Source organism: Pseudomonas sp. GW823-FHT02C02 (assembly GCF_058797635.1).
This window is the reverse complement of record NZ_JBXAJV010000008.1, coordinates 303,274-327,798: the sequence shown is the minus strand read 5'-3', so window position 1 is coordinate 327,798 and position 24,525 is coordinate 303,274. Positions and strand designations below refer to the sequence as shown.

The window sequence follows — 24,525 nt, the reverse complement described above, 5'->3', positions numbered from 1 at the left end:
CTCCACAAGCACCCACACGAATTGCTTGATTCAGTTGTTAAAGAGCGGTTGGTTAAGATCTTTCGTCTCAACCGAGGCGCGCATTCTACAGCAGCCTCTGTTGCTGTCAAGCGGTTATTTTCAGAAGTTTTCAAAGTTTCCTTTGCAACTTCAACCACTTGCGCTTCCGATCTCTCGTTAGCGGGAGGCGAATTCTACAGCGTTACTCGCTGCTGTCAACACCTCTTTTTCTCCGCTTTCGACCGAGAAGATCGAACCGTCAATCAAGCCAAACAACCTTGCTTGATCAACTCCTTCTGGGCTTCGATGACCTGAAGCAACTCGCTGTCGAAAACTGCGTAACTCTTTGTTTACCAAGGAGTTTTCCGTTTCGACTGCGCCGGAAGTGGGGCGAATTATAGACTTCCAGAATCTGCCGTCAACACCTATTTATGCTTTTCTTGCAGAAGGCGCTTTTTTGGCTATTAAACGCGGGATTCGACGGGCCACAGGCGGAATGCGCAACACTAATAGCAGCGCACCTATAGAAGCATAGATCGCCCATTCCTTGAGATCGGCACGAACGATCCACAACATATGCAGCAATCCAAGCCCGAGAATGACATACACCAGCCGATGCAGCTTCTTCCAACGAACACCCAGCCGGCGCTGACTGTAACGATTAGAAGTCATCGCCAATGCCAATAAACAGAGAAACCCCAACGTCCCGACAATGATGTACGGCCGTTTGCGCAACTCGACACCCAACTGCGACCAATCAAATCCAAGAATGAACGCCGTGTAGCCGCTCAGATGCAGAACCACATAAGCGAAACACCACAACCCCAGCTGCCGGCGCACAGCAATCCACCCCGCCCAACCGGTGATTTTCTGCAGAGGCGTCATGCTTAACGTTATTAGCAGCAGAATAAGCGTCCCCAGCCCCAGCCGATCAACCAGGACCTTGCCCGGATCGGGACCCAACACATCCTGCCAGGCCTGATACAACCAAAGCAGCGGCCAGACCGCCGCCGCTATAAAGACGCCAATTCGCCAAAACGGATAACGCATCAGTAGTTCTTCCGCAGATCGAGCCTTGTATAGAGAGAAGCGACTTCATCCGAGTAGCCGTTGAACATCTGTGTGTCCCGAACATTGGGCTTGAACAGGCCGCTCGGCAAACGACGCTCACGAGCCTGAGTCCAGCGCGGGTGATCAACTGTAGGGTTCACGTTGGCGTAGAAGCCGTATTCATCCGCGGCAATGCTCTGCCAGGTGGTTTTCGGCTGTTCGCTGACCAGACTGATCCGCACGATGGATTTGACGCTCTTGAAGCCATACTTCCAGGGCACCACCAAACGCAGAGGCGCCCCGTTCTGATTCGGCAGTTCACGCCCATACATGCCCACCGCAAGAATGGCCAACGGATTCATCGCCTCATCCAGGCGCAAACCCTCTACATAGGGCCACTCGATCAAGGCAAAACCAGAGCGCTGCCCAGGCATGCTCTTGGGATCTTGCAGCGTTTCAAAGCGGATGAACTTGGCCTTCGATGTCGGCTCGACTTGCTTCAGCAACGCCGAAAGAGGAAAACCAATCCAGGGAATAACCATCGACCAGGCCTCAACACAGCGAAGACGATAAATACGCTCCTCCAGTTGATAGGGCTTCATGAAGTCTTCCAGCGCATACCGCCCCGGCTTACCTACCTCTCCATCCACCACCACGGTCCAAGGCTCAGTCTTCAGCGAACCGGCATTGGCGGCAGGGTCGCCTTTATCAGTGCCGAATTCGTAGAAGTTGTTGTAGTGGGTCGCATCCTTGAATGGCGTGATCGCCTCATCCTTGACGTTGACTGCCCCCCATTTAGTGGCAGGAAGCTTTTCGGCAAACCAGGAAGGCGCCTTGCCTGGCTCGACATCTGCGTAACGAGCGGCTTTGTCAGCACTGGCCCAGCGCGGCAGACTGCTCACGGCCAGACCGGCAACGGCTGCACCCAGTAGATTGCGTCGAGAAAAATAGAAGGATTCAGGCGTGACGTCCGACTCGTGACAGTCAGACGCTTTGGGGACTTTGATCAGCATGGCAACTCCGCAGCATTGGAGGACAGATGCACCAATAGACTGCGGAGTATGAGGGAAATTACATCACTCGGCGTTTTTGTGCCGACGAAGATGCAACAGGTATTGCACCGGACCAGACGCCGCGTAAGCGAGGAAAACCAGCAGTAGAATGCGCGGCGGATCACTGAAGACCACGGCAAACACCAGGACTACCGCGAGGATCGCGACAAAGGGCACTCGCCCCTTCAAGTCCAGCTCCTTGAAGCTGTTGTACTTGATGTTGCTGACCATCAGCATGCCGGCGGCGGCCACCATCAGCGCAACCAGGAACGACATCTTGGAACCCTGAATGCCGTAGTCACTGAACGCCCAGACAATCCCCGCGACAACACCCGCTGCAGCCGGACTGGCCAGACCGATGAAGTAGCGTTTATCCGCGGTGCCGACTTGCGTATTGAAGCGTGCCAGGCGCAACGCTGCACCCGCGACATAGATGAAGGCAACCATCCAGCCGACCTTGCCCATGTCGCCCAAAGCCCAGCCAAACGCCAGCAACGCCGGCGCGACACCAAAGGCGACCATGTCCGACAGCGAATCGTACTCGGCGCCGAAGGCACTCTGGGTATTGGTCATGCGGGCAACGCGACCATCAAGGCCGTCGAGCACCATGGCGACGAAAATCGCAATCGCGGCAAACGCAAAATACTTGCTCGCGCCAATCGAATCACCGGCACTCAACGCACTCTGGGCGCTCATCGAGCTGATGATGGAATAAAACCCTGCGAACAGGTTCGCGGTGGTGAACAGATTCGGCAGAAGATAGATACCACGATGCCGGACTTTACGACCTTCAGCGTCATGCCCTTCCTCGATGTGTTCATCGATGGGCAGCAGGCTTTCGGCGTCAGAAGCCTTGTTTGGCTCTTCGGGACGTTCGCTCATGGACATTACCTTGCAACGGGGTGGAAAGTTTCGACAGGTGTCTGGGACGACGGTTCGGCCGCAAACGATGCAGCTTTATACCAGAACCTTTCAGCCCAAACGAAAAAACGCGGCCTAAGCCGCGTTTTTCGTACAAGTGCGCGACTTAGTTTTTAGCTTTGTCGACGATCTTGTTGGCACCGATCCACGGCATCATGGAGCGCAGTTGCTCGCCGATGATTTCGATACCGTGAGCGGCGTTGTTACGACGCTTGGCGGTCATCGAAGGATAGCCGGTCGCGCCTTCGCTGATGAACATCTTGGCGTATTCGCCGTCCTGAATACGTTTCAGGGCGTTGCGCATAGCCTGACGGGACTCGGCGTTGATCACTTCCGGACCCGTCACGTACTCGCCGTATTCAGCGTTGTTGGAGATCGAGTAGTTCATGTTGGCGATACCGCCTTCGTACATGAGGTCAACGATCAGCTTCAGTTCGTGCAGGCATTCGAAGTAGGCCATTTCCGGCGCGTAGCCAGCTTCAACCAGGGTTTCGAAACCGGCTTTGACCAGCTCAACGGTACCGCCGCACAGAACGGCTTGTTCGCCGAACAGGTCGGTTTCGGTCTCGTCCTTGAAGGTGGTTTCGATGATGCCGGTACGACCGCCACCGACGCCTGCGGCGTAGGACAGTGCAACGTTTTTGGCGTTGCCCGAAGCATCCTGATAGATAGCGATCAGGTCAGGGATACCGCCGCCTTTGACGAACTCGGAACGCACGGTGTGGCCCGGTGCTTTCGGCGCGATCATGATCACGTCGAGGTCAGCACGCGGAACAACCTGGTTGTAGTGGATCGCGAAGCCGTGGGAGAAGGCCAGGGTGGCGCCTTTCTTGATGTTCGGCTCGATTTCGTTTTTGTACAGGGCAGACTGGAACTCGTCCGGGGTCAGGATCATGACCAGGTCGGCAGCTGCAACAGCGGAAGCAACGTCGGTCACTTTCAGGCCGTGAGCTTCGGCTTTGGCAACAGTGGCCGAACCTTTGCGCAGACCGACAGTCACGTCAACGCCGGAGTCTTTCAGGTTGCACGCCTGAGCGTGGCCCTGGGAACCGTAACCGATGATGGCAACTTTCTTGCCCTGGATGATCGACAGGTCGCAGTCTTTTTCGTAATAAACTTTCATGAAATTCCCCTATATATCCAGGCCGTTCAGGCCGTTCGCTAATTTGGTTTAGATGCTGAGTACTTTGTCGCCGCGAGCGATACCGGTTACGCCGCTACGGACGGTTTCCAGGATCGAGGCGGTGCCAATGGACTGAATGAAGCTGTCGAGCTTGTCGCTGGTACCGGTCAATTGAACGGTATAAACGCTGGCGCTGACATCGACGATCTGCCCACGGTAAATATCGGTGGTGCGCTTGATCTCGGCGCGCTGGGCGCCGGTAGCCTTGACCTTGACCAGCATCAGTTCGCGCTCGATGTGAGCACTCTCCGACAGGTCGACCAGTTTGACCACTTCGATCAGCTTGTTCAGGTTTTTGGTGATCTGCTCGATGATTTCATCGTGGCCGACAGTGGTCAGCGTCAGACGCGACAAGGTCGGGTCTTCGGTAGGGGCCACGGTCAGGCTTTCGATGTTGTAGTTGCGCTGCGAGAACAGGCCGACTACACGAGACAGAGCGCCGGGTTCGTTTTCCAGAAGCAGGGAAATAATATGTCGCATGATTAAGTACGCTCCGTCTTGCTCAGCCACATATCGCGCATGGAGCCGTCTTTGATCTGCATCGGGTAGACGTGCTCAGCTGCGTCGACCTTGATGTCGATGAACACCAGACGATCCTTCATCGCGAAGGCTTGCTCCATCATCGGCTTCAAATCCTTCAAGTCCGTGATGCGCATGCCGACGTGACCGTAGGCTTCAGCCAACTTGACGAAGTCCGGCAACGATTCCATGTAGGAGTGCGAGTGACGCGCGCCGTAGCTCATGTCCTGCCACTGACGGACCATGCCGAGCACGCCGTTGTTGAGCAGGATGATCTTCACCGGCAGGTCATGTTGCAGGCAAGTGGACAGCTCCTGGATGTTCATCTGGATGCTGCCTTCACCGGTCACGCAAGCCACATCGGCTTCCGGGAAGCTCAGTTTGACGCCCATTGCTGCCGGGAAACCGAAGCCCATCGTGCCCAGGCCGCCGGAGTTGATCCAGCGATTAGGCTTGTTGAAGCGGTAGTATTGCGCCGCGAACATCTGGTGCTGACCCACGTCGGACGCAATGTAGGCATCGCCCTTGGTCACTTCGTGCAGGGTTTCGATAACGGTTTGCGGCTTGATGATGCTGCCGTCCCCTTTGTTGTAAGGGAACATGTCGCGATCACCGCGCCACTCTTCAACCTGCTTCCACCAGGCAGCCACCGAGTCCTTGTTCGGGGTCTCGCCGATTTCCTTGAAGGTAGCGACCATCTCGGTCAGTACGCTTTCCACCGGGCCTACGATAGGAACGTCGGCCTTGATGGTTTTGGAGATCGAAGCCGGGTCGATGTCGATGTGGATGATCTTGGCGCTTGGGCAGAACTTCGATGCACCGTTGATAACACGGTCATCGAAACGCGCGCCAACGGCCATGATCACGTCCGCATGGTGCATCGCCAGGTTGGCGGTGTAGCTGCCGTGCATACCGAGCATGCCGAGGAACTGACGGTCGCTGCCCGGATAGGCGCCGAGGCCCATCAAGGTATTGGTGACCGGCACGTTCAGCAGTTGCGCCAGTTCGGTCAATGGCGCGGAGCCGTTGCCCAGAATGACGCCGCCGCCGGCATAGATGATCGGCCGCTTGGCCGCCAACAGCATTTCCACCGCTTTGCGGATCTGGCCCGAATGGCCACGAACCGCTGGGCTGTAGGAGCGCAGCTTGGCTTTTTTCGGGAAGATATATTCGAACTTCTCGGCCGGGTTGGTCATGTCTTTCGGAATGTCGACAACGACAGGACCAGGACGGCCCGATTGCGCGAGGTAGAAAGCCTTTTTCATGATCTCCGGGATTTCCGAAGCATGCTTGATCATGAAACTGTGTTTCACGATCGGCCGGGAGATACCGATCATATCGGTTTCCTGGAAGGCATCGGTCCCGACCATGGTGCTAGGCACCTGGGCGGTCAGGATCACCATCGGAATCGAGTCCATGTACGCGGTAGCAATGCCGGTAATGACGTTGGTCGCACCGGGACCGGAGGTCACCAGTACAACGCCTGCCTTGCCGGTGGCGCGCGCATAGCCGTCAGCCATGTGAGTGGCAGCCTGCTCATGACGAACGAGAATATGTTGAACGGCTGGTTCTTTGAACAGCGCGTCGTAGATATGCAATGCGGCACCACCTGGGTACCCATAGATATATTTAACGCCTTCGTCACGCAAAAAGCGGACGAGCATCTCACCGCCAGATAAAAGCTCCACGTTGCTCACCTCTAAAACGCCAGAATACCGCCCACATAAACGGGGACGGGTCTTAATAGGTTTACTTCTCAGCAGAGCATGAGCGACGGTGGTCGCCGACTACGTCAGCACTGACTGAGCAAGTATTGGGATCGTCCCAAGTGTTGCGGGCCTTTCCCACCCAGCGCGAGGTAACGCGTTGCGGGTGTAACAGGTCGGCGCGGATGTGCGCCTCATGATCTGCTGAGTGGGTCTGCTTCTGGCAGTCCCTCTACAGCGGACTTTGGATTCTTCTGTTTCGTCCTCTGCAAGTCAAGCCGTCTATGTGCTTTATTGAAGTAAGCACATGAGAAAGCAAGAAAAAACCGCTAAACCGCAACTGTGTTAGCTTCAATTGCGCAACTCTGGCAAGGAAATGGCATGCGAACGTTCTTAATGATCACTTTGCTGATCAGCCCTTTGTGTATGGCCGCTCAGATCTATAAATGGGTCGACGCCCAAGGCGTTACCCACTTCGACGCGCAACCGCCTCAAGGCCAGGAGGCCACCACCGTGGTGACGCCCTCCCCGCCTGCCGGCAAACCCGCCGCACCAACGCGCAGCACGGCGATTGGCGATCAACAGGCCATCGACAACACAGTGAAAAAGCAGGTTGCCGAGCAGCAAGCCCAGCTAAAGGTATTCTGCGAGCAGGCGCGAACGAACCTGGCCCAGCTGCAGAACAATCCGCGATTGCGTGAGGACGTGGACGGTGAGAGGCGCCGCCTGACCGATGAACAACGTCAGGAGCGCACTACCGAAGCACAGAAACAGATTGCGGATAACTGCCAGTAGGCACTGGCAGTACCCGGTTCAGCGAGAGGCGGTGATCAGCAGATCGAACTCTTTGAGCAAGACCTGCAACTGCCGGTCCCTGCCTTGGACATTGCGGGCGGCGAAGACCATTTCGGCCATCTCCTGAATCCCTGACGCGTTGGGCAGCGGTAGATCCTGTTCGAGGATGACCTTCATCTTCGGCAGGAAGATCCATTGCAGCCACTGCTCGAAATCGAGCGTATCGACCGAAAACGGTTCAACGCTGGATAACGCTTCAGCGGATGGCGAAACTTCATCCCACCAACCCTGAACCCGTAGCTCACGTTCGATCAACAGCAGTTGCTCGGCAATCCTGGGGAAGCGTGCGTCCATCACGACACAACCTTGGCCTTCTGACGGGCCAGTGCCGCACCTGCGGAATCACCCTGTTTCTCACGCGCCTGGGCGATCAGTTCCCACAGGCTGGCCTGAAGCGCCGGACGACCATTGGCGAACGTCAGGCCACGACGGGCGAACTGTTCAGCCTGTGGCGCATCACCTTGGGCCATGCGCACCTGAGCCAGACGATAAAGCACTTGCGGCTCACGCGGTGCAACTCGCTGGGCGCGCTCGAGGCTGGAGGACGCACCGTTGAGATCGCCGCCGGCCTGTTGCTGCTGAGCAGTGGTCAACAGCGCCAGCACCGGACCGTCCAGTTGCTCATCGGCAGACAATCCACCGGAGCTCGCCGAAGGAATCCCGCTCGGCGTCGACGGCATGCTGTAGCTGCCCTGATTGATCGGTGCCGACTGTACCGGCGAGGTGTCGATCGGCCCTGGGGTAATCGGGCCAGGCGTAATCGGACCGGTGCTGATCGGGGCCGACGCCACTGCGCCGCCACCTGGCACCATCACGACGACACCCGTGTCACCTTGCGGAATCGCTTGAGTCTGGGCTTGCACAGGACGTTTAGTCGTCGTCTTGCGGAAACCGCCATTTGCCGACACTCGCTCACTGTTGGAGACAGCACTGCCAGAGTCCACAACCGGAATCGAACCGCGTTGTACGGAGGAACAACCGCTGAGCAAAGCCACGGCGGTAACCGCTGGAATCAACCACTTGTTCACTTGAAACCCTCTTTGCTTAATTCATCCAGCCCTTGACCCAATCCATCACCGTTTCGCCGGATGCGGGACTGTCGCCACCGCAAGCCGCGCCGGGAGGCGGTTCGCTGCCGCGAATATACGGCATCTGCACGGCACCTGGGCAGCTGCCTTCGGAACCTTGCCCGGTCCGCGAATCGACCCAGGCCTGAACAACATTGTCCGGTTGCGGCATGTCCAGCGGCAATGGATCGGCCTTGCGCATGAAACTGGTCCAGACCTGCAATGCACCGGTGGCACCGGTGAACGGGGTCTTACCGTTGTCATCGCGTCCCAGCCACACCACCGCCAGCAAGTCCTGGCTGAAACCGGCGAACCAGCTGTCTCGCGAGTCGTTACTGGTACCGGTTTTACCCGCCAGGGTCAGGGTTTTCGGCAGCACGTTGTAAACCGAACTGCCGGTACCTTCACGCATGACTCGCTGCATGGCGCTCTGAATCAGGTAAATGGAGGCCGGATCGAAACGCTGCTCAATCTGGAACGGATAACGCTTGAGCGGCTCGCCTTCGGCGGTCAATACGCTACGAATCCCGCGCATCGGCGTATTGAAGCCGCCGTTGGCCAGCGTCTGGTACATGGTCGCCACTTCGATCGGAGTCAGACCACCGGCTCCCAGCAACATCGAAGGGAACGCCGGGAACTCGCGACTGACACCCAGGCGCGCCAATGTCTTCAGGACATTCGGCACGCCAACCGCCAACCCGAGGCGCGCCGTTGACAGGTTGTAGGAATGGGCCAGGCCTTGGTACAGGAAAACCGTACCGTGGGAACGGCGATCGTAATTCTGGGGTTTCCAGACCTGACCGTCCGCGCCTTTGACCGAGAAGGATTCGTCCGACAGCCAACTGGTCAGCGTGTACTGGCTCGGCTTCTCAAGGGCTGTCAGATAAACCGCAGGCTTGATCAACGAACCGATTGGTCGCACTGCATCCAGCGCCCGGTTGAAGCCGGCGAAACTTGCCTGACGGCTGCCGATCATGGCCTGGACTTCACCGGTTTCCGGGTTGGTCACGACCATCGCCGCCTCAACCTCATCGGAACCCTTGCGTCCGGACAAGCGTTTAAAGGTGTCGTTGACCGACGCTTCGGCTTTCATCTGCAGGATCGGGTCGAAACTGGTGAAGATCCGCAGGCCTTCTTCGGTCAAGTCTTCGTCGCGATAGTCTTCACGCAGCTGACGTTTAACCAGGTCGAGGAAGCCCGGGAATGAACTGTCCGCCAGCTTGCCGCGCGTCGTCACGCCCAGAGGCATATTCTTCGCCGCTGCGACCTGCTCGGCGGTGGCGACGCCTTGTTGCTCAAGCACATCGAGCACCAGATTGCGCCGCTCCAGCGCCCGTTCCGGGTTGCGACGCGGATTGTAATAGGACGGCCCCTTGACCATCCCCACCAGCATGGCGACTTGATGCAGTTTCAGCTCGGACAATGGCTGCCCGAAGAAGAACTGGCTGGCCAGGCCGAAACCGTGCACCGCGCGCTGCCCATCCTGACCGACGAACACTTCATTGAGGTACGCCTCAAGAATTTCCCGTTTGTCGTAATGCAGCTCAAGCAGCATCGCCATCATGGCTTCGGTGAGTTTGCGGGTCAGGCTGCGTTCGCTGGTCAGGTAGAAATTCTTCACCAACTGCTGGGTCAGCGTACTGCCGCCCTGGGTCATCTTGCCGCCGGAGGTGTTGACCCACACGGCGCGGGCAATCGACTTGGGCGACACGCCCCAGTGACTATAGAAATCCCGGTCTTCCACGGCGACCAGGGTTTCCAGCAGGTACGGCGGGACCTGATCGATTTTGATCAGAATGCGGTCTTCAAGATTTTTCGGGTAAATGCCACCGATCAGCAGAGGCTCCAGACGCACGACTGAAAGCTTCGAACCGTTGGTCGCCGAAAGGTCAGCCACGTAATCGCCGGAGAAACGCACGCGCACCGGCTGAGCTTTTTCCAGGCCTTCATAGAACTGGAAGCCACGGGTATTCAAGTCGACGGTGTTGCCGTTGACCGCCGCTGCGCCGGGGCCGTTGCTCACGGCTTCGCGGCGATAGCCCAAGGCGTCGAGCTCGGTGAGGAAGTCTTCCTTGCTCAGCTTCTGGCCGGTGAACAGCTCCAGCGGGCGCGCATACACCTTGGCCGGGATGGTCCAGCGCTTGCCGGAGAACTTCTCCTGGACCACGGCGTCGAGGTAAACCGCGAACCCGGCGAGCACCACGAGGCCGACCAGACTGAGTTTAAGGGCCCAGCCCAGCCAGGGGCTCAAGCCCCGGGAAGGTGGTTTTTTGGGGGTACGGGGGGATCGAGTACGAGTCATGGCGGCGGATTATACGCACTTTATTCATACTCAACAGGAGCCCTCCGAGGTTTGCGTCAGACGGACTTGCAGCCATAATGGCGGCCGTGAATTTTCCCCAGACTCTGAAGGATCGCCTGTGAGCCAGTCCCTGATCGCCGCCCTGCAAAACCCGGCCCTCTACCCGCATCCTGTCGACGGGTTCCAGGTCATCGAGACCCATATCTCCTGGGTCGTCCTCACCGGTCCCTTTGCTTATAAAGTGAAGAAGCCCGTGAATTTCGGCTTCCTCGACTTCACCAGCCTCGACGCTCGCGAGCATTTCTGCGGCGAAGAGCTGCGCCTCAACCAGCGCCTGACCCACGATTTGTACCTGGAAGTGTTGCCTATTACCGGCAGCGAAGCTGCGCCACAACTGGGCGGCGAAGGTCCGGTTGTCGATTTCGCACTGAAAATGCGTCAATTCCCACAAAGCCAGTTGCTCAGCACCCTGCAAGCCAATGGTGAGTTGACCACCGCGCACATCGACGAGATGGCCGCACAGATCGCCCAATTCCACCTCACTGCACCGAAAGTGCCTGGCGAACACGAAGCCGGCACCCCGGACAGCGTGATGGCACCGGTACGCCAGAACTTCGAACAGATCCGCCCGTTCCTCAGCGACAAGGCCGATCTGCTGCAACTTGATGCGTTGCAAGCCTGGGCCGAAAGCAGCTTCGAACGCCTGAAGCCGCTGTTCGCCCAGCGCAAGGCTGAAGGCTTCATCCGCGAATGCCACGGCGACATCCACCTGGGCAACGCCACCGTGATCGATGGCAAGGTCGTGATCTTCGACTGCATCGAGTTCAACGAACCGTTCCGCTTCACCGACGTTTATGCCGACACCGGTTTCCTGGCCATGGACCTGGAAGATCGCGGCCTGAAAAGCCTGGCGCGTCGTTTCATCAGCCAGTACCTGGAACTGACCGGCGACTATCAGGGCCTTGAGCTACTGAACTTCTACAAAGCGTACCGCGCACTGGTTCGCGCCAAGGTCAGCCTGTTCAGCATGCCGGCCGAAGCCGACCCGGTGCAACGCGCCACCACCCTGCGTCAGTACCGCAACTACGCCAACCTGGCAGAAAGCTACAGCACCATTCCTTCGCGGTTCATGGCGATTACCCACGGCGTTTCCGCTGTCGGCAAAAGCCACGTCGCCATGCGCCTGGTGGAAGCGCTGGGCGCCATTCGCCTGCGTTCGGATGTTGAACGCAAGCGTTTGTTCGGCGAGCAAACCGTACCGAATGACCCGCAGGCCGGCATTTATAGTGCCGACGCGAGCGCCGCCACTTACAGCCGCCTGCATGAAATTGCCGCGGTCATCCTGCGCGCCGGTTTCCCGGTGGTCATCGATGCGACATACCTCAAGCGCGCTCAGCGTGACGGCGCGGCGAAAATCGCCGAAGCCACCGGGGCACCGTTCCTGATCCTCGATTGCAATGCACCACAAGCAGTCATCGAGAGCTGGCTGGCCTTGCGTCAGGCAGACCAGAAGGATCCGTCCGACGCCAACCTCGCCGTTATCGCCGCCCAGCAAGCCAGCCGCGAAGCGCTGACGCCTGCCGAGATTCTTTGCAGCAAACGCGTCCAGACCAATGAAAGCGGGACGCTCGACACCGTTGTTGCACAGATTCGCCAGCGCATGCCGGGCCTGTAAAAACTATTTCAGCCGTGAAGCCATCGCCGGCTTCACGGCTGCCAAATAGTGGCACTATACTGGCGTCATAAAACCATCAGGTGATGCGACATGAGCCAGCCGAAACTTCTCGACACCCCGCTTTATGCCTTGCTGCACAAAGACGACATCGCAGGCTTCAATGCCGAGCGCGCCAGTCATGCCTCTGTCGACATGGTCGGCGGCGATTTTCGTGGTCTGGACCTGCGTGAGCTGAACGCCGATGGCGTCGATTTCACCGATGCCTATTTCCGCTCCGCCGATTTGCGTGGTATCGACTTCCGCAACTCCTGCCTGGAAGGCGCAAGCCTGGCTCACGCACAGATCTCCGGCGCCTACTTTCCGCCAGAACTGAGTGCTGACGAGATCCTGATGTCGATGAATTTCGGTACTCGCCTGCGTTATCGCACCCGCTAAAAACGACGTTCTACCTGACAAGTCCAGCGCCCCCGCTTCGCGCTGGGCGCTGGATTTTTTGTCGGGAAAGTTGATTCCTCCGCGCTTCCTCCGACTGCTCCCGCAGACCTTCACGCAGCTATCTGAGTCTTCCTCTTAGAAGCTTTTGCGTCGAAACCGACCAAACAATCACGCTTTTCCTACTGATGGCTACACTCCTGAGAGGCTCGCCCACGCACCGTTCGGCCGTCGCAAGGAGGCTTGATGAATGATGAACTGCAACACCTGAAGAATCTTGGCAAGACGTCGGCACAGTGGCTGCATGCCGTGGGCATCCACAGCGCGTCGGACTTGCGCCGCCTGGGAGCGGTGGATGCTTATCGGGCCGTGCGTACGCGCGGGTTCCGGGCGTCCAAGGTGTTGTTGTATGCGATCGAAGGCGCGCTGATGGACGTGCACTGGAACGACATTCCAGCTGATCGCAAAGAAGCCTTGAACAAACAACTGGAAGCCATCTCGTCCCGTCACAAGAACTGAACAGGCAGATTCGCCTCAGGATTACCGACTCAGGCGCAATGATTACGGGCTTTCGCGCAAGGAAAAAGGGGATTGCAAAGAAATCAAAAAAACAGCGGTTGACTTGGTAATGAGAATCGCTATGATTATCACAACTGGTCGCGAGACTGGTCGATATTTGAAAAGCCCTTGGTTCGGACTCTCAGATATCTCCTCATCAGGCTAATCACGGTTATTTGACCCGGCTCTTGCCGGGTCTTTTTTTGCCTGTGGAAAAGTCGTCTGTTTACTTGCCGAACTGCTTACGCATTTGGGCGCAGTAATCCTGAGCCGGCTTGGCAGGCGTGTACCAGACGTAATCAGCCATGGCCGACGTGACCTCACCCCCCTCCTCCGCCAGCATCAACACCGTCGGTGCTTCAGGCTCGCCAAGATCAAGGACGTGGATCGGCACGCCAACATCCTTGCGCGCGTGGTAAGCGCCGGCAAACAGCAGCGAAGGCGTCGGTGCCGACAACAAGCGCTCGGCCATCCGACGATCACGTTGTTGCTGGACCGCCAGCATCGCGGGCATCTGCGAGGTGGGCAGCAAGCCGCAATGGGAGTCGTTGATTTGCGCCAGCAACTCATCCTTGACCGACGGAGCATTGGAAAGCCGACCGTTTAATGTCGGGGGCTTGGCATAAACGGTACGGACTTCAAGAGTGTCCAGATTGGCCGCCAACAGCGGGTAGGGTTGAGTCAGCACAAAGCGCACGATCGGCCCGTACAGATTCCAGTCCCACCCCGACTGCCAGTTCAACGCGCCGGGAAGATCTGCGGGTAGCGTCGAGGCACGGCGAATGTCATCGACGCGCGATTGTTGATCCGGCGTGAGCATTTCCAGCAACAGACTGCCTTGGGGTCGACGTTCGCCCAACGCCTGTAGCAACCACAATTGCAGTTGATGGTGATCAGAATTGTCGTGCTGCTCACCGACGATCAGCCGCGACGGCACGGCCAACCGTTCGACCAATTCCGCGGGTGTCAGGATCTGGCCACTGCGCAGGTCCTGAATATCACCGACGACCGGAGGCGGTGCCGAAACGTGCTGGCAGGCACTCAACAACACGACCGCCAGTAGCAAAATTCCTCGCATGCTCACCTCGATGTCTTTCTCAGCGGGCGATGATCAGCGGATGACCACGCTCCGGATGCCGCTGCACCAGCACTTCCAGCCCGAATACCGCTTTGAGTGGTTCCGGGCGCAAGACGTGCTCAGGGGTGTCCAGCGCCACGGGCCGCCCACCTTCGAGCAGTAACAGGCGATCACAATAGCGCGCCGCGAGATTCAGATCATGCAGGATCACCAGCACCGCAGCGCCATGATCGGCGAACTCGCGCACTGCTTGCAGGGTGGTGTGCTGGTGCAGCGGGTCGAGCATCGAAGTCGGTTCATCGAGCAACAGCGTCTGCCCCACCTCCCCCGGCCAGAGCTGCGCCAGTACCCGCGCCAGGTGTACCCGCTGCCGCTCGCCGCCGGACAGCGCCAGATAGCTGCGGCCACTCAGGTGTCCCGCATCGGCAGCGTGCAAGGCGGCGGCGACGATCTCGTCATCCCGGACCCGCCCGCTTTGATAAGGCAAACGCCCCATGCCGACCACTTCTTCCACACGGAAGGCGAAGTCCAGGGTCGACACCTGCGGCAAGACCGCCAGTCGCTGGGCTCGCTGCGCGCCGGTCCAATGGCTCAATTCGCGCTCATCGAGCCAGACGCTGCCGTGGTCAGCCTTCAACTCGCCGCACAAGGCGCCGAGCAAGGTGCTTTTGCCCGCGCCGTTGGGGCCCAACACACCGAGCACTTCGCCGGGCTTGAGCTCAAGCGTGATGTCCGTCAGTACGATTTTTGCGCCTCGACGGATTTGCAGGCTCTGGGTTCGCAACATCAGGCACGCCCTCTGAGCAGTAAATACAGAAAGAACGGCGCACCGATGAAGGCCGTGACAATTCCGATCGGCAACTCTGCTGGCGCCAAGGCCAGCCGTGCGACCAGGTCGGCAAACAGCAGGAGACTGGCACCGGCCAGCACTGAGGCCGGCAACAACACCCGATGATCAGGACCGGCCAGCAGGCGCACCAGATGCGGCACCACCAGACCGACAAACCCGATCATCCCCGCCGCCGCCACGGCCGCGCCAACTCCCAGCGCGGTGCAAAACACCAATTCGCGCTTGAGCCCTTCGACGTCAATGCCCAGGTGACCGGCCTCCGACTCGCCCAGCAGCAACGCATTCAAGGCCTTGGCCCGGCGCGGCAACCAGAGCGCCACACCGGCGCTCACCAGCAGCAACGGCCAGAGCCGTGAATAGCTGGCGCCGTTCAGGCTGCCCAGGTTCCAGAACGTGAGTGTGCGCAAGGTCGCGTCGTCGGCCAGATAGGTGAACAAACCGACCGCCGAGCCGGCCAGCGCCGTTAACGCAATACCGGCCAGGAGCATGGTCGCGACGTTCGTCTGCCCATCGCGGCGACCCAGCCTATACACCAGCGCCGTCACACCCAACCCGCCGAGAAATGCGCACACCGACAACAGATAAGGCCCGAACGATTCAGGCAGACCGCCAAACACCGAACCACCGACAATCGCGATCGCAGCGCCCAGCGCAGCACCGCTGGACACCCCGACCAACCCCGGATCAGCCAGCGGATTACGAAACAATCCCTGCATCGCCACGCCGGACAACGCCAGTACGCCACCCACCGCCAGGCCCAACAAGGTTCGAGGCAGGCGTATTTGCCCGAGGATCAGCTCGGCCTGCTCCAGCCCATCAGGGGCAATGGGCAGGCCGATCATGCGCAACGCCGCACGTAGGGTATCGAATAAAGGCAAGCTGACCGGCCCCAGCGCCAAGGACAGCCAGATCGCCACTAGACACAGCAGGCTCAGGCCAATGAACAACGCACGGGGTTTAACCAGAACGGTCATTGGGCCGTATTGCCTGGGAAGAAACCATCAGACAGCGTTTTCAACGCATCGGGCAACCGAGGCCCCAATCCACCTACCAACAAGGTCGGATCGAGCTCCATGACGCGCCCGTCCCTGGCCGCACGGGTCGAGGACAGAATCGGGTTTTCCTTGAACAACGCCGCGCGCGCGGCATCGCCGGTCATCGCTCGGTCAGCAAACACCAGCACGTCGGGGTCAAGACTGACCAGCGACTCAACGGAAAAGGGTTTGTAGCCAGTGTGCGTGGCCAGATTGTGCCCGCCGGCCTTTTGGATGAGCCAATCGGCGGCGGTGTCTTTGCCGGCGATAAGCGGCTTGCCGCCCGCATGGCCCAGCAGCAACAGCACGCCCGGCGATTTTTCCTTCAACTGCGCGCGAGTGACCCGGAGCTTCTGCTGTTCGAGTTGCTGCTGGTAGGTCTGGAGCAATTGCGCAGCCCGGTCTTCAGCACCGAGCAACTTGCCCAGATGCGCAAGATTGCCCTGCAGCGTCGGCAGATCAGGCTGGGCCGAGAACAGTTCGACCTGCACGCCCGCGCTACGAACCTGCGACAGCACCGGCGGCGGCCCCATTTCTTCGGTGCCGACCAGGATCTGCGGGCGTAAGCTCAAGATGCCCTCCGCCGACAGTTGCCGCTGATAACCGATGCTCGGCAGCGCCTTCAACGAGACAGGATGCTGACTGGTGGTATCGACGCCGACCAGTTTTGACTCACCGCCCAGCGCGCTCACCCACTCCGACAAGGCGCCACCGGCACTGACCCAACGCTGTGGCAACTCGGCCGCTGCGGCGTGGTGGCTGACGAGGAGTCCGACACACAGCGCAACAACGCGGGTACTCAGGCGCATAAACAGCTTCCTTTTAAGTTTTCCCAGGCATCGAGATGACAGGCCAAGTATCCTCGGCATCCGGCACCTGCACCCGACGGGGCGAAGCGGCCATTTGATAATTGTTTGCATTTGAACGTCAAGCTCGGACATATCCGGTCACGAGCCGCCGAAACAGAGGATAGACATGAAGTTGATTTGTACAGGTGCCGAACTGGCTGACAACAGCAGTCGCGGATTCGACATCGACAGTCAGAAACTTTTTGCTGTGCGCCGGGGCGGCCAAGTGTACGTCTACATCAATCGCTGCCCGCACCGGGGTGTCGGGCTGGAATGGAAACCCGATCAGTTTCTCGACCCCAGCAACAGCCTGATCCAGTGTGCAACCCACGGCGCACTGTTCCTGATCGAAGACGGCGAATGCGTCGCCGGCCCGTGCGCCGGACAATCCCTCACCCCCGTTGCCTGCCGCGAAGACGAACAAGGTATCTGGATCAACCTTTAACTGTTCAGCAGCACCTCCAGGCGTCGATCGACCACCATCTCTTCATGGGTCAATCGCACGCCATAGGCCATTACCTCGACGCCGCATGCCACCGCCTCTCGCAATGCTACTGCGTAGGCCGAATCGATCTCTTCTGCCGGACGCACCGCTTCAATGCCGGTCAGGTTGACGCAATACAACTGCACCGCGCGAATCCCGTCCCGAGCCAAGTGAGCCAGTTCCCGCAAATGCTTGGCGCCCCGTTGCGTCACTGCGTCGGGAAATGCCGCCACCGATGAACCGTCGAAGCCCAGGGTCACGCTTTTGACCTCTACATACGCCGGCCCGCCCGGGTAATCGAGACGGAAATCGATGCGGCTGCTTTCCTGCCCGTAGGCCACTTCGCGTTTCAACTCGGTAAAGCCGTTCAGTTCGGTAATCACGCCCGCCCGCAACGCCTCTTCGATCAACCCGTTGGCGCGCCCGGTGTTCACGCAAAACAACCGGCCTTGCGGGGTTTCGCCGACTTCCCAAGTGCCGGGCAATTTGCGCTTCGGGTCGTCGGAGCGGCTGAACCAGACCTGCCCGCCTTCCACCTGGCAATTGAGCATCGAGCCGGTGTTGGGGCAGTGAATCGTCAGCAATTCGCCGCCAACGGTTTCGATATCGGCGAGAAAACGCTTGTAACGACGGATCAGGCGACCTTCTTCGAGGGGAGGATGAAAACGCATCAGCCTTGCCAGCTCCGCAATCCACGTGCGATCCGCTCGACCGCTTCTTCCAGGCGCGGCAGGCTTTGGGTGTAGGCAAAACGCACATGATGCCCGGCCTGATAACGTCCAAAGTCCAGGCCCGGGGTAATGGCGACATGCTCGGTTTCGAGGAAATGTCGGCAGAATGCGAAGGCATCGCCGCCGAACTTGCTGATATCGGCGTACAAGTAAAACGCGCCTTCCGGCTCGACGGCGATCCCGAAGCCCAGTTCTCTCAGAGCCGGCAACAGGAAATCCCGTCGACGACCGAATTCGGCCCGACGCTCTTCCAGAATGCTGATCGTGGCCGGCTCGAAGCAGGCCAGCGCGGCGTGCTGGGCCATGCTCGGGGCGCTGATGTAGAGGTTTTGCGCAAGTTTTTCCAGCTCGCCGACTGCCGCTTCAGGAGCGACCAGCCATCCCAGCCGCCATCCGGTCATGCCGAAATACTTGGAAAAACTATTAAGGACAAAGGCGCTGTCATCGACTTCCAGCACACTGGCGGCATCGGTGCCATACGTCAGGCCATGATAGATCTCGTCCACCACCAGATGACCGTGTCGCTCCTTGATCGCAACCGACAAGCCCGCCAGTTCGTCACGGGTCAGGATGGTCCCGGTCGGGTTGGCGGGTGAGGCCACCAAGGCGCCGACGCTGTCTTGATCCCAATGGCGCGCCACCAGGTCCGGCGTCAGCTGATAGCGAACGTCCGGGCCGACCGGCACCAGTTGCGCGGCGCCTTCGACCAACCGCAGGAAATGCCGGTTGCAGGGATAACCCGGGTCCGCCAGCAGCCAATGTTTGCCCGGATCGACGAGCAAGGCGCTGGCCAATAACAAGGCGCCGGAACCGCCAGGCGTGATGAGGATTCGCTGCGGGTCGATGTTCAACCCGTAACGCTGCTGATAAAAGCCCGAAATGGCCTCACGCAACTGGGGGATACCACGCGCAGCGGTGTAACGGGTCTTCCCCGCCGTCAGTGCTGCCTGGCCGGCCTGGATGATCGGCTCGGCGGTGGTGAAGTCCGGCTCGCCGATTTCCAGGTGGATCACATCGTGACCCTCGGCTTGCAGTTCATTGGCCCGCGCCAGCAGTGCCATGACATGGAAAGGTTCGATCGCGCGACTGCGGGCACTGTAGGACTGAGCCATTAGCCTTCCTTACAACGGAGAAAAAAATCGATTCTACCCAAGCGTTGGAACGAGCGAGAACCTAAAGCGGTCAGACGCGTTATAACTTGGCCGTAAACGACACAAGCGTGTACCTCAGGTTTGACTAAAATCAATAATTGATCAGGTCTCCATCGCCGCCAGACAAGGCTTTGCGATCATTTGCAAGCCCTTTGGGCCACTACCTCGACATCCGGGAGTAGCGCGGCCCGATTTGATCTGGTAAGTTCGCCCGCTTGCAGCCGCAGGGCCGGCAGGTGTCGGTGATGGAGCAATCCTGCGCAATGGATTACAAGAGTAGAGGCGGTCCATTTCATGCCCACCCAAGCAAAGCAGCAAAACCAGTCGATCAGCGGCTTCGAACCCTACAAAGAAGTAAAGGGCGAGGAGTACATGGGCAAGCCCATGCGCGCTCACTTCACCAAGATCCTGAATAAGTGGAAACAGGACTTGATGCAGGAAGTCGACCGCACGGTTGATCACATGAAAGACGAAGCGGCCAACTTCCCTGACCCGGCCGACCGTGCCAGCCAGGAAGAAGAGTTCAGCCTTGAACTGCGTGCCCGCGACCGCGAGCGCAAGTTGATCAAGAAGATCGACAAGACGCTGCAGCTGATCGAAGACGAAGAATATGGCTGGTGCGAGTCCTGCGGCGTCGAGATCGGCGTCAAGCGACTGGAAGCCCGCCCTACCGCCGACATGTGCGTTGACTGCAAGACCCTGGCGGAAATCAAGGAAAAGCAAGTCGGCAAGTAATGTCGCCTTGAACGAAGAACGGAGCGTGCGAACGCTCCGTTTTTGTTTCTGATATTTATTGCGTCTTCGGCATTGCCTTCGCGAGCAAGCTTCGCGCCTACAAAGGCTGGCACGATCTTCTGTAGGAACGAAGCTTGCTCGCGACGGCGGCTTCAAGCCATGCTCGAAACGATTGGACAGCCTGACACCGCCTTATGACCGCCATCGCCTCCCCCACCTACATCGGCCGCTTCGCCCCCACGCCCAGCGGCCACCTGCATTTCGGTTCGCTGGTCGCGGCGCTGGCCTCATACCTCGACGCGCGTGCGGTGGGCGGTCGCTGGTTGATGCGCATGGAAGACCTCGATCCACCACGGGAAGAACCCGGCGCCCAGGCAGCCATCTTGAAAGCCCTGGAAAGCTACGGTTTCGAGTGGGACGGGGAAGTGGTCCGCCAGAGCGATCGGCATGACGCCTACGCCTTAGTCCTCAATCGCCTGTTCAATCAAGGCCTCGCTTACGCCTGCACCTGCTCGCGCAAGCAATTGGAGCCGTATCACGGCATTTACCCGGGCCTGTGCCGCAACGCCGGCCATGGCACCGAAGATGCCGCGATTCGCTTGCGCGTCCCCGAACTGGAATACCACTTCATCGACAGGGTGCAAGGCGAATATCGCCAGCACCTGGGCCGGGACGTCGGCGATTTCGTGATCCGGCGCCGCGACGGGCTCTACGCCTATCAACTGGCGGTAGTGCTGGACGACGCCTGGCAAGGCATCACCGATATCGTCCGTGGCGCTGACCTGCTCGACTCCACGCCGCGCCAGCTTTACCTGCAAGAACTGCTCGGCCTGCCTCAACCGCGTTATCTGCACATCCCGCTGATTACCCAGCCCGATGGCAATAAACTCGGCAAGTCCTACCGCTCGCCGCCATTGACCGAAGATCAGGCAACCCCTTTGTTGCTGCGTGCGTTGCGCGCATTGGGGCAAAACCCCGGTGCTGAACTGGCTTACGCCACCCCCCGCGAAGTGCTGGATTGGGGCATCGCCCACTGGGATGCGTTATTAATCCCGCGCACACTGACCCTGCCCGAAGCGCAACTACAGTGATCACACTTGCAGTGGCGCGCCCATCCGTTACCATCGCCGCACGTTTTCGGGCACGCGCATAAAAAAGAGAGGCCGGGATGTACATCTATCGCTTGGTCCTGCTCCTGGTAGTGGGGATTTACCTGTTCTCCCCGGCCATCATGGATTGGTGGATCGACGCCACTGGCGCCTGGTATCGCCCTTATCTGCTCTGGCTGATTCTGATCGTCGTGACCTTCATCCTGCAGAGCCAAAAAGATGCCGATGAGCTTTAGCCTGACCCAGATGATCCTGATCAGCGCCGCGTACCTGGCGGTGCTGTTCGGCGTCGCCTGGATCAGCGAACGGGGCATGATCCCCCGGGCGATCATTCGCCACCCGCTGACCTACACCCTGTCGCTGGGGGTGTATGCCAGTGCCTGGGCGTTTTACGGCACGGTGGGCCTGGCCTATCAGTACGGCTACGGTTTTCTGTCCAGTTACCTCGGGGTCTCCGGGGCGTTTTTGCTGGCGCCGGTGTTGCTGTACCCGATCCTGAAAATCACCCGCACCTATCAACTGTCGTCGCTGGCCGACCTGTTTGCTTTCCGTTTCCGCAGTACGTGGGCCGGGGCGCTGACCACGATTTTCATGTTGATCGGCGTGCTGCCATTGCTGGCGTTGCAGATCCAGGCGGTGGCCGACTCCATCGGCATCCTGACCCGCGAGCCGGTGCAGCATCGCGTGGCCTTGAGCTTTTGCGCGCTGATTACCCTGTTCACGATCTTCTTCGGCTCGCGCCACATCGCCACCCGCGAGAAACATGAAGGCCTGGTGTTCGCGATTGCCTTCGAGTCGGTGATCAAGCTGATCGCCATTGGCGGTGTCGGCCTCTATGCCCTTTATGGCGTGTTCGACGGCCCGCAACAGCTGGAACTGTGGCTACTGCAAAACCAGACCGCCCTCGCCGCCTTGCACACGCCCTTGCAGGAAGGCCCGTGGCGAACGCTGCTGCTGGTGTTCTTCGCCTCGGCGATTGTGATGCCGCACATGTACCACATGACCTTTACCGAGAATCTCAACCCGCGTTCGCTGGTCAGCGCCAGCTGGGGTCTGCCGCTGTTCCTGCTGTTGATGAGCCTGGCGGTGCCGCTGATTCTCTGGGCCGGACTGAAACTCGGCGCCACTACCAACCCGGAATATTTCACCCTGGGCATCGGCATCGCCGCCAACAGCAAAGCCTTGGCGTTGTTGGCGTATGTCGGCGGGTTGTCGGCCGCGAGCGGACTGATCATCGTCACCACCCTGGCGCTGTCCGGGATGGCGCTGAACCATCTGGTGCTGCCGCTCTACCAACCGCCGGCCGAAGGCAACATCTATCGCTGGTTGAAGTGGACCCGCCGGGCGCTGATCGTTGCGATCATCATGGCCGGTTACGGTTTCTACCTGTTGCTGGGCGCCGAACAGGACCTGGCCAACCTCGGCATCGTCGCGTTTGTGGCCACGCTGCAATTTCTTCCGGGGGTCCTGTCGGTCCTGTATTGGCCGACCGCCAACCGCCGCGGCTTCATCGCCGGTTTGCTGGCGGGTATCCTCGTGTGGCTGGTGACCATGTTGTTGCCGCTGGTCGGCAATCTGCAGGGCTTCTACATTCCGCTGTTGAACATGATCTACGTGCTGGACGACACCAGTTGGCACATGGCCGCGATCGCGTCCCTGGCCGCCAACGTGCTGATGTTCACCCTGATCTCGCTGTTCACCAACGCCAGCCCCGAAGAGGCCAGCGCCGCCGAAGCCTGCGCCGTGGACAACGTGCGTCGCCCGCAACGCCGTGAACTGCACGCCGCCTCGCCTCAGGAATTCGCCACGCAACTGGCTAAGCCTCTGGGCGCCAAGGCCGCGCAGAAAGAAGTTGAGCAGGCGCTGCGTGATCTCTATCTGCCGTTCGACGAGCGCCGGCCTTATGCCTTGCGCCGTTTGCGCGACCGGATCGAAGCCAACCTCTCCGGCCTGATGGGCCCGAGCGTGGCGCAGGACATGGTCGAGACCTTCCTGCCGTACAAGGCTGGCGGCGAAAACTACGTCACCGAAGACATCCACTTCATCGAAAGCCGTCTTGAGGACTACCACTCCCGCCTCACCGGCCTTGCCGCCGAACTCGATGCCCTGCGCCGCTATCACCGCCAGACCTTGCAGGAATTGCCGATGGGCGTTTGCTCGCTGGCCAAGGATCAGGAAATCCTCATGTGGAACAAAGCCATGGAGGAGCTGACCGGGATTGCCGCGCAGCGTGTGGTCGGATCGCGCCTGAGCACCATCGCCGATCCGTGGAAAGAACTGCTGCAAGGCTTCATCAATCTGCCGGACGAGCATTTGCACAAACAGCACCTGGCCCTTGATGGCCAGACCCGCTGGCTGAACCTGCACAAAGCGGCCATTGATGAACCGCTCGCACCGGGTAACAGTGGCCTGGTGTTGCTGGTGGAAGATCTGACCGAAACCCAGATGCTCGAAGACAAACTGGTGCACTCCGAGCGCCTGGCCAGCATCGGGCGACTCGCGGCGGGTGTGGCCCATGAAATCGGCAACCCGATCACCGGCATCGCGTGCCTGGCGCAGAACCTGCGCGAAGAACGCGAAGACGATGGCGAACTGAAGGAAATCAGCGGCCAGATCCTCGAACAGACCAAACGCGTGTCGCGCATCGTCCAGTCGCTGATGAGCTTCGCCCACGCCGGCAGTCACCAGCACAGCGACGAGCCCGTCTGTCTGGCTGAAGTGGCTCAGGATGCCATCGGTTTGCTGGCCCTGAACCGACGCAATTTCGAAGTGCAGTTCTATAACCTGTGCGACCCCGATCATTGGGTCGAAGGCGATCCGCAACGCCTCGCCCAGGTATTGATCAACCTGCTCTCAAACGCCCGTGACGCCTCGCCTCCCGGCAGTGCGGTGCGGGTCAAGAGCGAAGCCGGCGAACACACGGTCGATCTGATCGTGGAAGACGAAGGCAGCGGTATTCCGAAGAACATCATGGACCGATTGTTCGAACCTTTCTTCACCACCAAGGATCCTGGCGAAGGCACCGGTCTGGGCCTTGCACTGGTCTATTCCATCGTTGAAGAGCATTATGGACAAATCACCATCGACAGCCCGGCTGATGTACAAAGCCAACGCGGCACCCGTATTCGGGTGACCTTGCCGCGTCATGTCGAAGCGACGTCCGCTGTGAACTGAGACCGTCGAGA

General features: G+C 59.3%; 24 protein-coding genes and 1 pseudogene. 10 read left to right on the top strand and 15 right to left on the bottom strand.

Going from position 1 to position 24,525, the window contains the following annotated elements; translation table 11 throughout:
• Positions 1 to 315, top strand: a pseudogene (locus tag AC1ROI_RS17310) (hypothetical protein); the annotation flags it as partial.
• 114 nt (positions 316 to 429) lie between these two features.
• Here the strand turns inward: AC1ROI_RS17310 and msrQ are convergent.
• The 6 genes from msrQ to AC1ROI_RS17280 all read right to left on the bottom strand — a co-directional run bounded on the left by msrQ (position 430) and on the right by AC1ROI_RS17280 (position 6,413).
• Positions 430 to 1,050 (bottom strand): protein-methionine-sulfoxide reductase heme-binding subunit MsrQ, encoded by a 621-nt coding sequence (gene msrQ, locus AC1ROI_RS17305; RefSeq protein ID WP_083375744.1) that lies wholly within the window; start codon positions 1,048 to 1,050, stop codon positions 430 to 432.
• Positions 1,050 to 2,063 carry a protein-methionine-sulfoxide reductase catalytic subunit MsrP gene (gene msrP / locus AC1ROI_RS17300; protein ID WP_102595144.1) on the bottom strand — a complete coding sequence of 338 codons (1,014 nt, stop codon included), beginning with the start codon at positions 2,061 to 2,063 and terminating at the stop codon, positions 1,050 to 1,052. The genes msrQ and msrP overlap by 1 nt, the downstream gene beginning before the upstream one ends.
• Positions 2,064 to 2,126: 63 nt before the next feature.
• Positions 2,127 to 2,984 (bottom strand): CDP-diacylglycerol--serine O-phosphatidyltransferase, encoded by an 858-nt coding sequence (gene pssA, locus AC1ROI_RS17295; RefSeq protein ID WP_010467638.1) that lies wholly within the window; start codon positions 2,982 to 2,984, stop codon positions 2,127 to 2,129.
• Between the two features lie 145 nt (positions 2,985 to 3,129).
• Positions 3,130 to 4,146, bottom strand: coding sequence for a ketol-acid reductoisomerase (gene ilvC, locus AC1ROI_RS17290; protein WP_007948647.1), 1,017 nt, complete (start codon positions 4,144 to 4,146; stop codon positions 3,130 to 3,132).
• 48 nt (positions 4,147 to 4,194) lie between these two features.
• Positions 4,195 to 4,686: an acetolactate synthase small subunit gene (gene ilvN, locus AC1ROI_RS17285; protein WP_003205610.1), complete on the bottom strand. Its 492-nt coding sequence runs from the start codon at positions 4,684 to 4,686 to the stop codon at positions 4,195 to 4,197.
• A gap of 2 nt (positions 4,687 to 4,688) precedes the next feature.
• A complete protein-coding gene (locus AC1ROI_RS17280) occupies positions 4,689 to 6,413 on the bottom strand; it encodes an acetolactate synthase 3 large subunit (RefSeq protein ID WP_010467631.1) in 1,725 nt (574 codons plus the stop codon).
• A 399-nt stretch (positions 6,414 to 6,812) separates the two neighbouring features.
• Between AC1ROI_RS17280 and AC1ROI_RS17275 the strand changes: the two genes are divergently transcribed.
• The gene (locus tag AC1ROI_RS17275; RefSeq protein WP_083375742.1) at positions 6,813 to 7,226 is read left to right on the top strand and encodes a DUF4124 domain-containing protein; all 414 of its coding nucleotides are present in this window, start codon (positions 6,813 to 6,815) and stop codon (positions 7,224 to 7,226) included.
• Positions 7,227 to 7,244: 18 nt separating this feature from the next.
• Here AC1ROI_RS17275 and AC1ROI_RS17270 read toward each other — a convergent pair whose 3' ends face one another.
• The 3 genes from AC1ROI_RS17270 to mrcB are packed head-to-tail and all read right to left on the bottom strand — an operon-like array spanning position 7,245 to position 10,655.
• Complete coding sequence (locus tag AC1ROI_RS17270) at positions 7,245 to 7,580, bottom strand: YqcC family protein (protein WP_102595143.1); 336 nt, start codon at positions 7,578 to 7,580, stop codon at positions 7,245 to 7,247.
• Positions 7,580 to 8,314, bottom strand: a complete 735-nt coding sequence (locus tag AC1ROI_RS17265) for a tetratricopeptide repeat protein (RefSeq protein ID WP_010467627.1) — start codon at positions 8,312 to 8,314, stop codon at positions 7,580 to 7,582. Before AC1ROI_RS17265 ends, AC1ROI_RS17270 begins: the two co-directional genes overlap by 1 nt.
• A 16-nt stretch (positions 8,315 to 8,330) precedes the next feature.
• Positions 8,331 to 10,655, bottom strand: a complete 2,325-nt coding sequence (gene mrcB / locus AC1ROI_RS17260) for a penicillin-binding protein 1B (RefSeq protein WP_010467626.1) — start codon at positions 10,653 to 10,655, stop codon at positions 8,331 to 8,333.
• Positions 10,656 to 10,773: 118 nt separating this feature from the next.
• Here mrcB and AC1ROI_RS17255 point away from each other — a divergent pair, with 118 nt between their 5' ends.
• The 3 genes from AC1ROI_RS17255 to AC1ROI_RS17245 all read left to right on the top strand — a co-directional run bounded on the left by AC1ROI_RS17255 (position 10,774) and on the right by AC1ROI_RS17245 (position 13,281).
• Positions 10,774 to 12,330: a bifunctional aminoglycoside phosphotransferase/ATP-binding protein gene (locus AC1ROI_RS17255; RefSeq protein ID WP_102595142.1), complete on the top strand. Its 1,557-nt coding sequence runs from the start codon at positions 10,774 to 10,776 to the stop codon at positions 12,328 to 12,330.
• Between the two features lie 90 nt (positions 12,331 to 12,420).
• On the top strand, positions 12,421 to 12,765 hold the full coding sequence (locus tag AC1ROI_RS17250) for a pentapeptide repeat-containing protein (RefSeq protein WP_010467624.1): 345 nt from the start codon (positions 12,421 to 12,423) through the stop codon (positions 12,763 to 12,765).
• A 243-nt stretch (positions 12,766 to 13,008) separates the two neighbouring features.
• The gene (locus AC1ROI_RS17245) at positions 13,009 to 13,281 is read left to right on the top strand and encodes a TfoX/Sxy family protein (protein WP_010467623.1); all 273 of its coding nucleotides are present in this window, start codon (positions 13,009 to 13,011) and stop codon (positions 13,279 to 13,281) included.
• A gap of 265 nt (positions 13,282 to 13,546) precedes the next feature.
• Here AC1ROI_RS17245 and AC1ROI_RS17240 read toward each other — a convergent pair whose 3' ends face one another.
• Genes AC1ROI_RS17240 through AC1ROI_RS17225 form a run of 4 tightly spaced genes read right to left on the bottom strand, consistent with a single transcriptional unit; the run spans position 13,547 to position 17,091 of the window.
• A complete protein-coding gene (locus tag AC1ROI_RS17240; RefSeq protein WP_083375740.1) occupies positions 13,547 to 14,398 on the bottom strand; it encodes a ChaN family lipoprotein in 852 nt (283 codons plus the stop codon).
• 19 nt (positions 14,399 to 14,417) lie between these two features.
• The gene (locus tag AC1ROI_RS17235) at positions 14,418 to 15,185 is read right to left on the bottom strand and encodes a heme ABC transporter ATP-binding protein (protein WP_102595141.1); all 768 of its coding nucleotides are present in this window, start codon (positions 15,183 to 15,185) and stop codon (positions 14,418 to 14,420) included.
• Positions 15,185 to 16,222: a FecCD family ABC transporter permease gene (locus AC1ROI_RS17230; RefSeq protein WP_102595140.1), complete on the bottom strand. Its 1,038-nt coding sequence runs from the start codon at positions 16,220 to 16,222 to the stop codon at positions 15,185 to 15,187. The genes AC1ROI_RS17235 and AC1ROI_RS17230 overlap by 1 nt, the downstream gene beginning before the upstream one ends.
• Positions 16,219 to 17,091: a heme/hemin ABC transporter substrate-binding protein gene (locus AC1ROI_RS17225; RefSeq protein ID WP_010467617.1), complete on the bottom strand. Its 873-nt coding sequence runs from the start codon at positions 17,089 to 17,091 to the stop codon at positions 16,219 to 16,221. The genes AC1ROI_RS17230 and AC1ROI_RS17225 overlap by 4 nt, the downstream gene beginning before the upstream one ends.
• Before the next feature lie 166 nt (positions 17,092 to 17,257).
• On the opposite strand from AC1ROI_RS17225, the gene AC1ROI_RS17220 reads away from it, so the two are divergent.
• Positions 17,258 to 17,575 carry a Rieske (2Fe-2S) protein gene (locus AC1ROI_RS17220; RefSeq protein WP_102595139.1) on the top strand — a complete coding sequence of 106 codons (318 nt, stop codon included), beginning with the start codon at positions 17,258 to 17,260 and terminating at the stop codon, positions 17,573 to 17,575.
• Here AC1ROI_RS17220 and sfsA read toward each other — a convergent pair.
• Both sfsA and AC1ROI_RS17210 read right to left on the bottom strand, forming a co-directional pair.
• On the bottom strand, positions 17,572 to 18,285 hold the full coding sequence (gene sfsA, locus AC1ROI_RS17215; protein ID WP_010467613.1) for a DNA/RNA nuclease SfsA: 714 nt from the start codon (positions 18,283 to 18,285) through the stop codon (positions 17,572 to 17,574). The genes AC1ROI_RS17220 and sfsA overlap by 4 nt on opposite strands.
• A complete protein-coding gene (locus AC1ROI_RS17210; RefSeq protein ID WP_102595138.1) occupies positions 18,285 to 19,457 on the bottom strand; it encodes a pyridoxal phosphate-dependent aminotransferase in 1,173 nt (390 codons plus the stop codon). The genes sfsA and AC1ROI_RS17210 overlap by 1 nt, the downstream gene beginning before the upstream one ends.
• Before the next feature lie 333 nt (positions 19,458 to 19,790).
• Between AC1ROI_RS17210 and dksA the strand changes: the two genes are divergently transcribed.
• From dksA to AC1ROI_RS17190, 4 genes are all read left to right on the top strand, one after another.
• Entirely contained in the window at positions 19,791 to 20,231 is a 441-nt protein-coding gene (dksA, locus tag AC1ROI_RS17205) for an RNA polymerase-binding protein DksA (RefSeq protein ID WP_007902025.1), read from the top strand.
• A 194-nt stretch (positions 20,232 to 20,425) separates the two neighbouring features.
• Complete coding sequence (gene gluQRS, locus AC1ROI_RS17200; protein WP_077750276.1) at positions 20,426 to 21,322, top strand: tRNA glutamyl-Q(34) synthetase GluQRS; 897 nt, start codon at positions 20,426 to 20,428, stop codon at positions 21,320 to 21,322.
• A gap of 77 nt (positions 21,323 to 21,399) precedes the next feature.
• Positions 21,400 to 21,576 (top strand): hypothetical protein, encoded by a 177-nt coding sequence (locus AC1ROI_RS17195; protein WP_003176118.1) that lies wholly within the window; start codon positions 21,400 to 21,402, stop codon positions 21,574 to 21,576.
• On the top strand, positions 21,560 to 24,514 hold the full coding sequence (locus AC1ROI_RS17190; protein ID WP_031319123.1) for a sensor histidine kinase: 2,955 nt from the start codon (positions 21,560 to 21,562) through the stop codon (positions 24,512 to 24,514). Before AC1ROI_RS17195 ends, AC1ROI_RS17190 begins: the two co-directional genes overlap by 17 nt.
• Positions 24,515 to 24,525: the final 11 nt, after the last annotated feature.

Bases quoted from the DNA above. Each gene is read 5' to 3' on its own strand.
- AC1ROI_RS17250 (WP_010467624.1), top strand. From the start codon at position 12,421: ATGAGCCAGCCGAAACTTCTCGACACCCCGCTTTATGCCTTGCTGCAC.
- AC1ROI_RS17275 (WP_083375742.1), top strand. From the start codon at position 6,813: ATGCGAACGTTCTTAATGATCACTTTGCTGATCAGCCCTTTGTGTATG.
- AC1ROI_RS17190 (WP_031319123.1), top strand. From the start codon at position 21,560: ATGCCGATGAGCTTTAGCCTGACCCAGATGATCCTGATCAGCGCCGCG.
- AC1ROI_RS17230 (WP_102595140.1), bottom strand. From the start codon at position 16,222: ATGACCGTTCTGGTTAAACCCCGTGCGTTGTTCATTGGCCTGAGCCTG.
- AC1ROI_RS17235 (WP_102595141.1), bottom strand. From the start codon at position 15,185: ATGTTGCGAACCCAGAGCCTGCAAATCCGTCGAGGCGCAAAAATCGTA.
- AC1ROI_RS17240 (WP_083375740.1), bottom strand. From the start codon at position 14,398: ATGCGAGGAATTTTGCTACTGGCGGTCGTGTTGTTGAGTGCCTGCCAG.
- dksA (WP_007902025.1), top strand. From the start codon at position 19,791: ATGCCCACCCAAGCAAAGCAGCAAAACCAGTCGATCAGCGGCTTCGAA.
- AC1ROI_RS17270 (WP_102595143.1), bottom strand. From the start codon at position 7,580: ATGGACGCACGCTTCCCCAGGATTGCCGAGCAACTGCTGTTGATCGAA.
- msrP (WP_102595144.1), bottom strand. From the start codon at position 2,063: ATGCTGATCAAAGTCCCCAAAGCGTCTGACTGTCACGAGTCGGACGTC.
- ilvN (WP_003205610.1), bottom strand. From the start codon at position 4,686: ATGCGACATATTATTTCCCTGCTTCTGGAAAACGAACCCGGCGCTCTG.
- AC1ROI_RS17195 (WP_003176118.1), top strand. From the start codon at position 21,400: ATGTACATCTATCGCTTGGTCCTGCTCCTGGTAGTGGGGATTTACCTG.
- gluQRS (WP_077750276.1), top strand. From the start codon at position 20,426: ATGACCGCCATCGCCTCCCCCACCTACATCGGCCGCTTCGCCCCCACG.
- pssA (WP_010467638.1), bottom strand. From the start codon at position 2,984: ATGAGCGAACGTCCCGAAGAGCCAAACAAGGCTTCTGACGCCGAAAGC.
- msrQ (WP_083375744.1), bottom strand. From the start codon at position 1,050: ATGCGTTATCCGTTTTGGCGAATTGGCGTCTTTATAGCGGCGGCGGTC.
- AC1ROI_RS17225 (WP_010467617.1), bottom strand. From the start codon at position 17,091: ATGCGCCTGAGTACCCGCGTTGTTGCGCTGTGTGTCGGACTCCTCGTC.
- sfsA (WP_010467613.1), bottom strand. From the start codon at position 18,285: ATGCGTTTTCATCCTCCCCTCGAAGAAGGTCGCCTGATCCGTCGTTAC.
- mrcB (WP_010467626.1), bottom strand. From the start codon at position 10,655: ATGACTCGTACTCGATCCCCCCGTACCCCCAAAAAACCACCTTCCCGG.
- AC1ROI_RS17220 (WP_102595139.1), top strand. From the start codon at position 17,258: ATGAAGTTGATTTGTACAGGTGCCGAACTGGCTGACAACAGCAGTCGC.
- AC1ROI_RS17245 (WP_010467623.1), top strand. From the start codon at position 13,009: ATGAATGATGAACTGCAACACCTGAAGAATCTTGGCAAGACGTCGGCA.
- AC1ROI_RS17210 (WP_102595138.1), bottom strand. From the start codon at position 19,457: ATGGCTCAGTCCTACAGTGCCCGCAGTCGCGCGATCGAACCTTTCCAT.
- ilvC (WP_007948647.1), bottom strand. From the start codon at position 4,146: ATGAAAGTTTATTACGAAAAAGACTGCGACCTGTCGATCATCCAGGGC.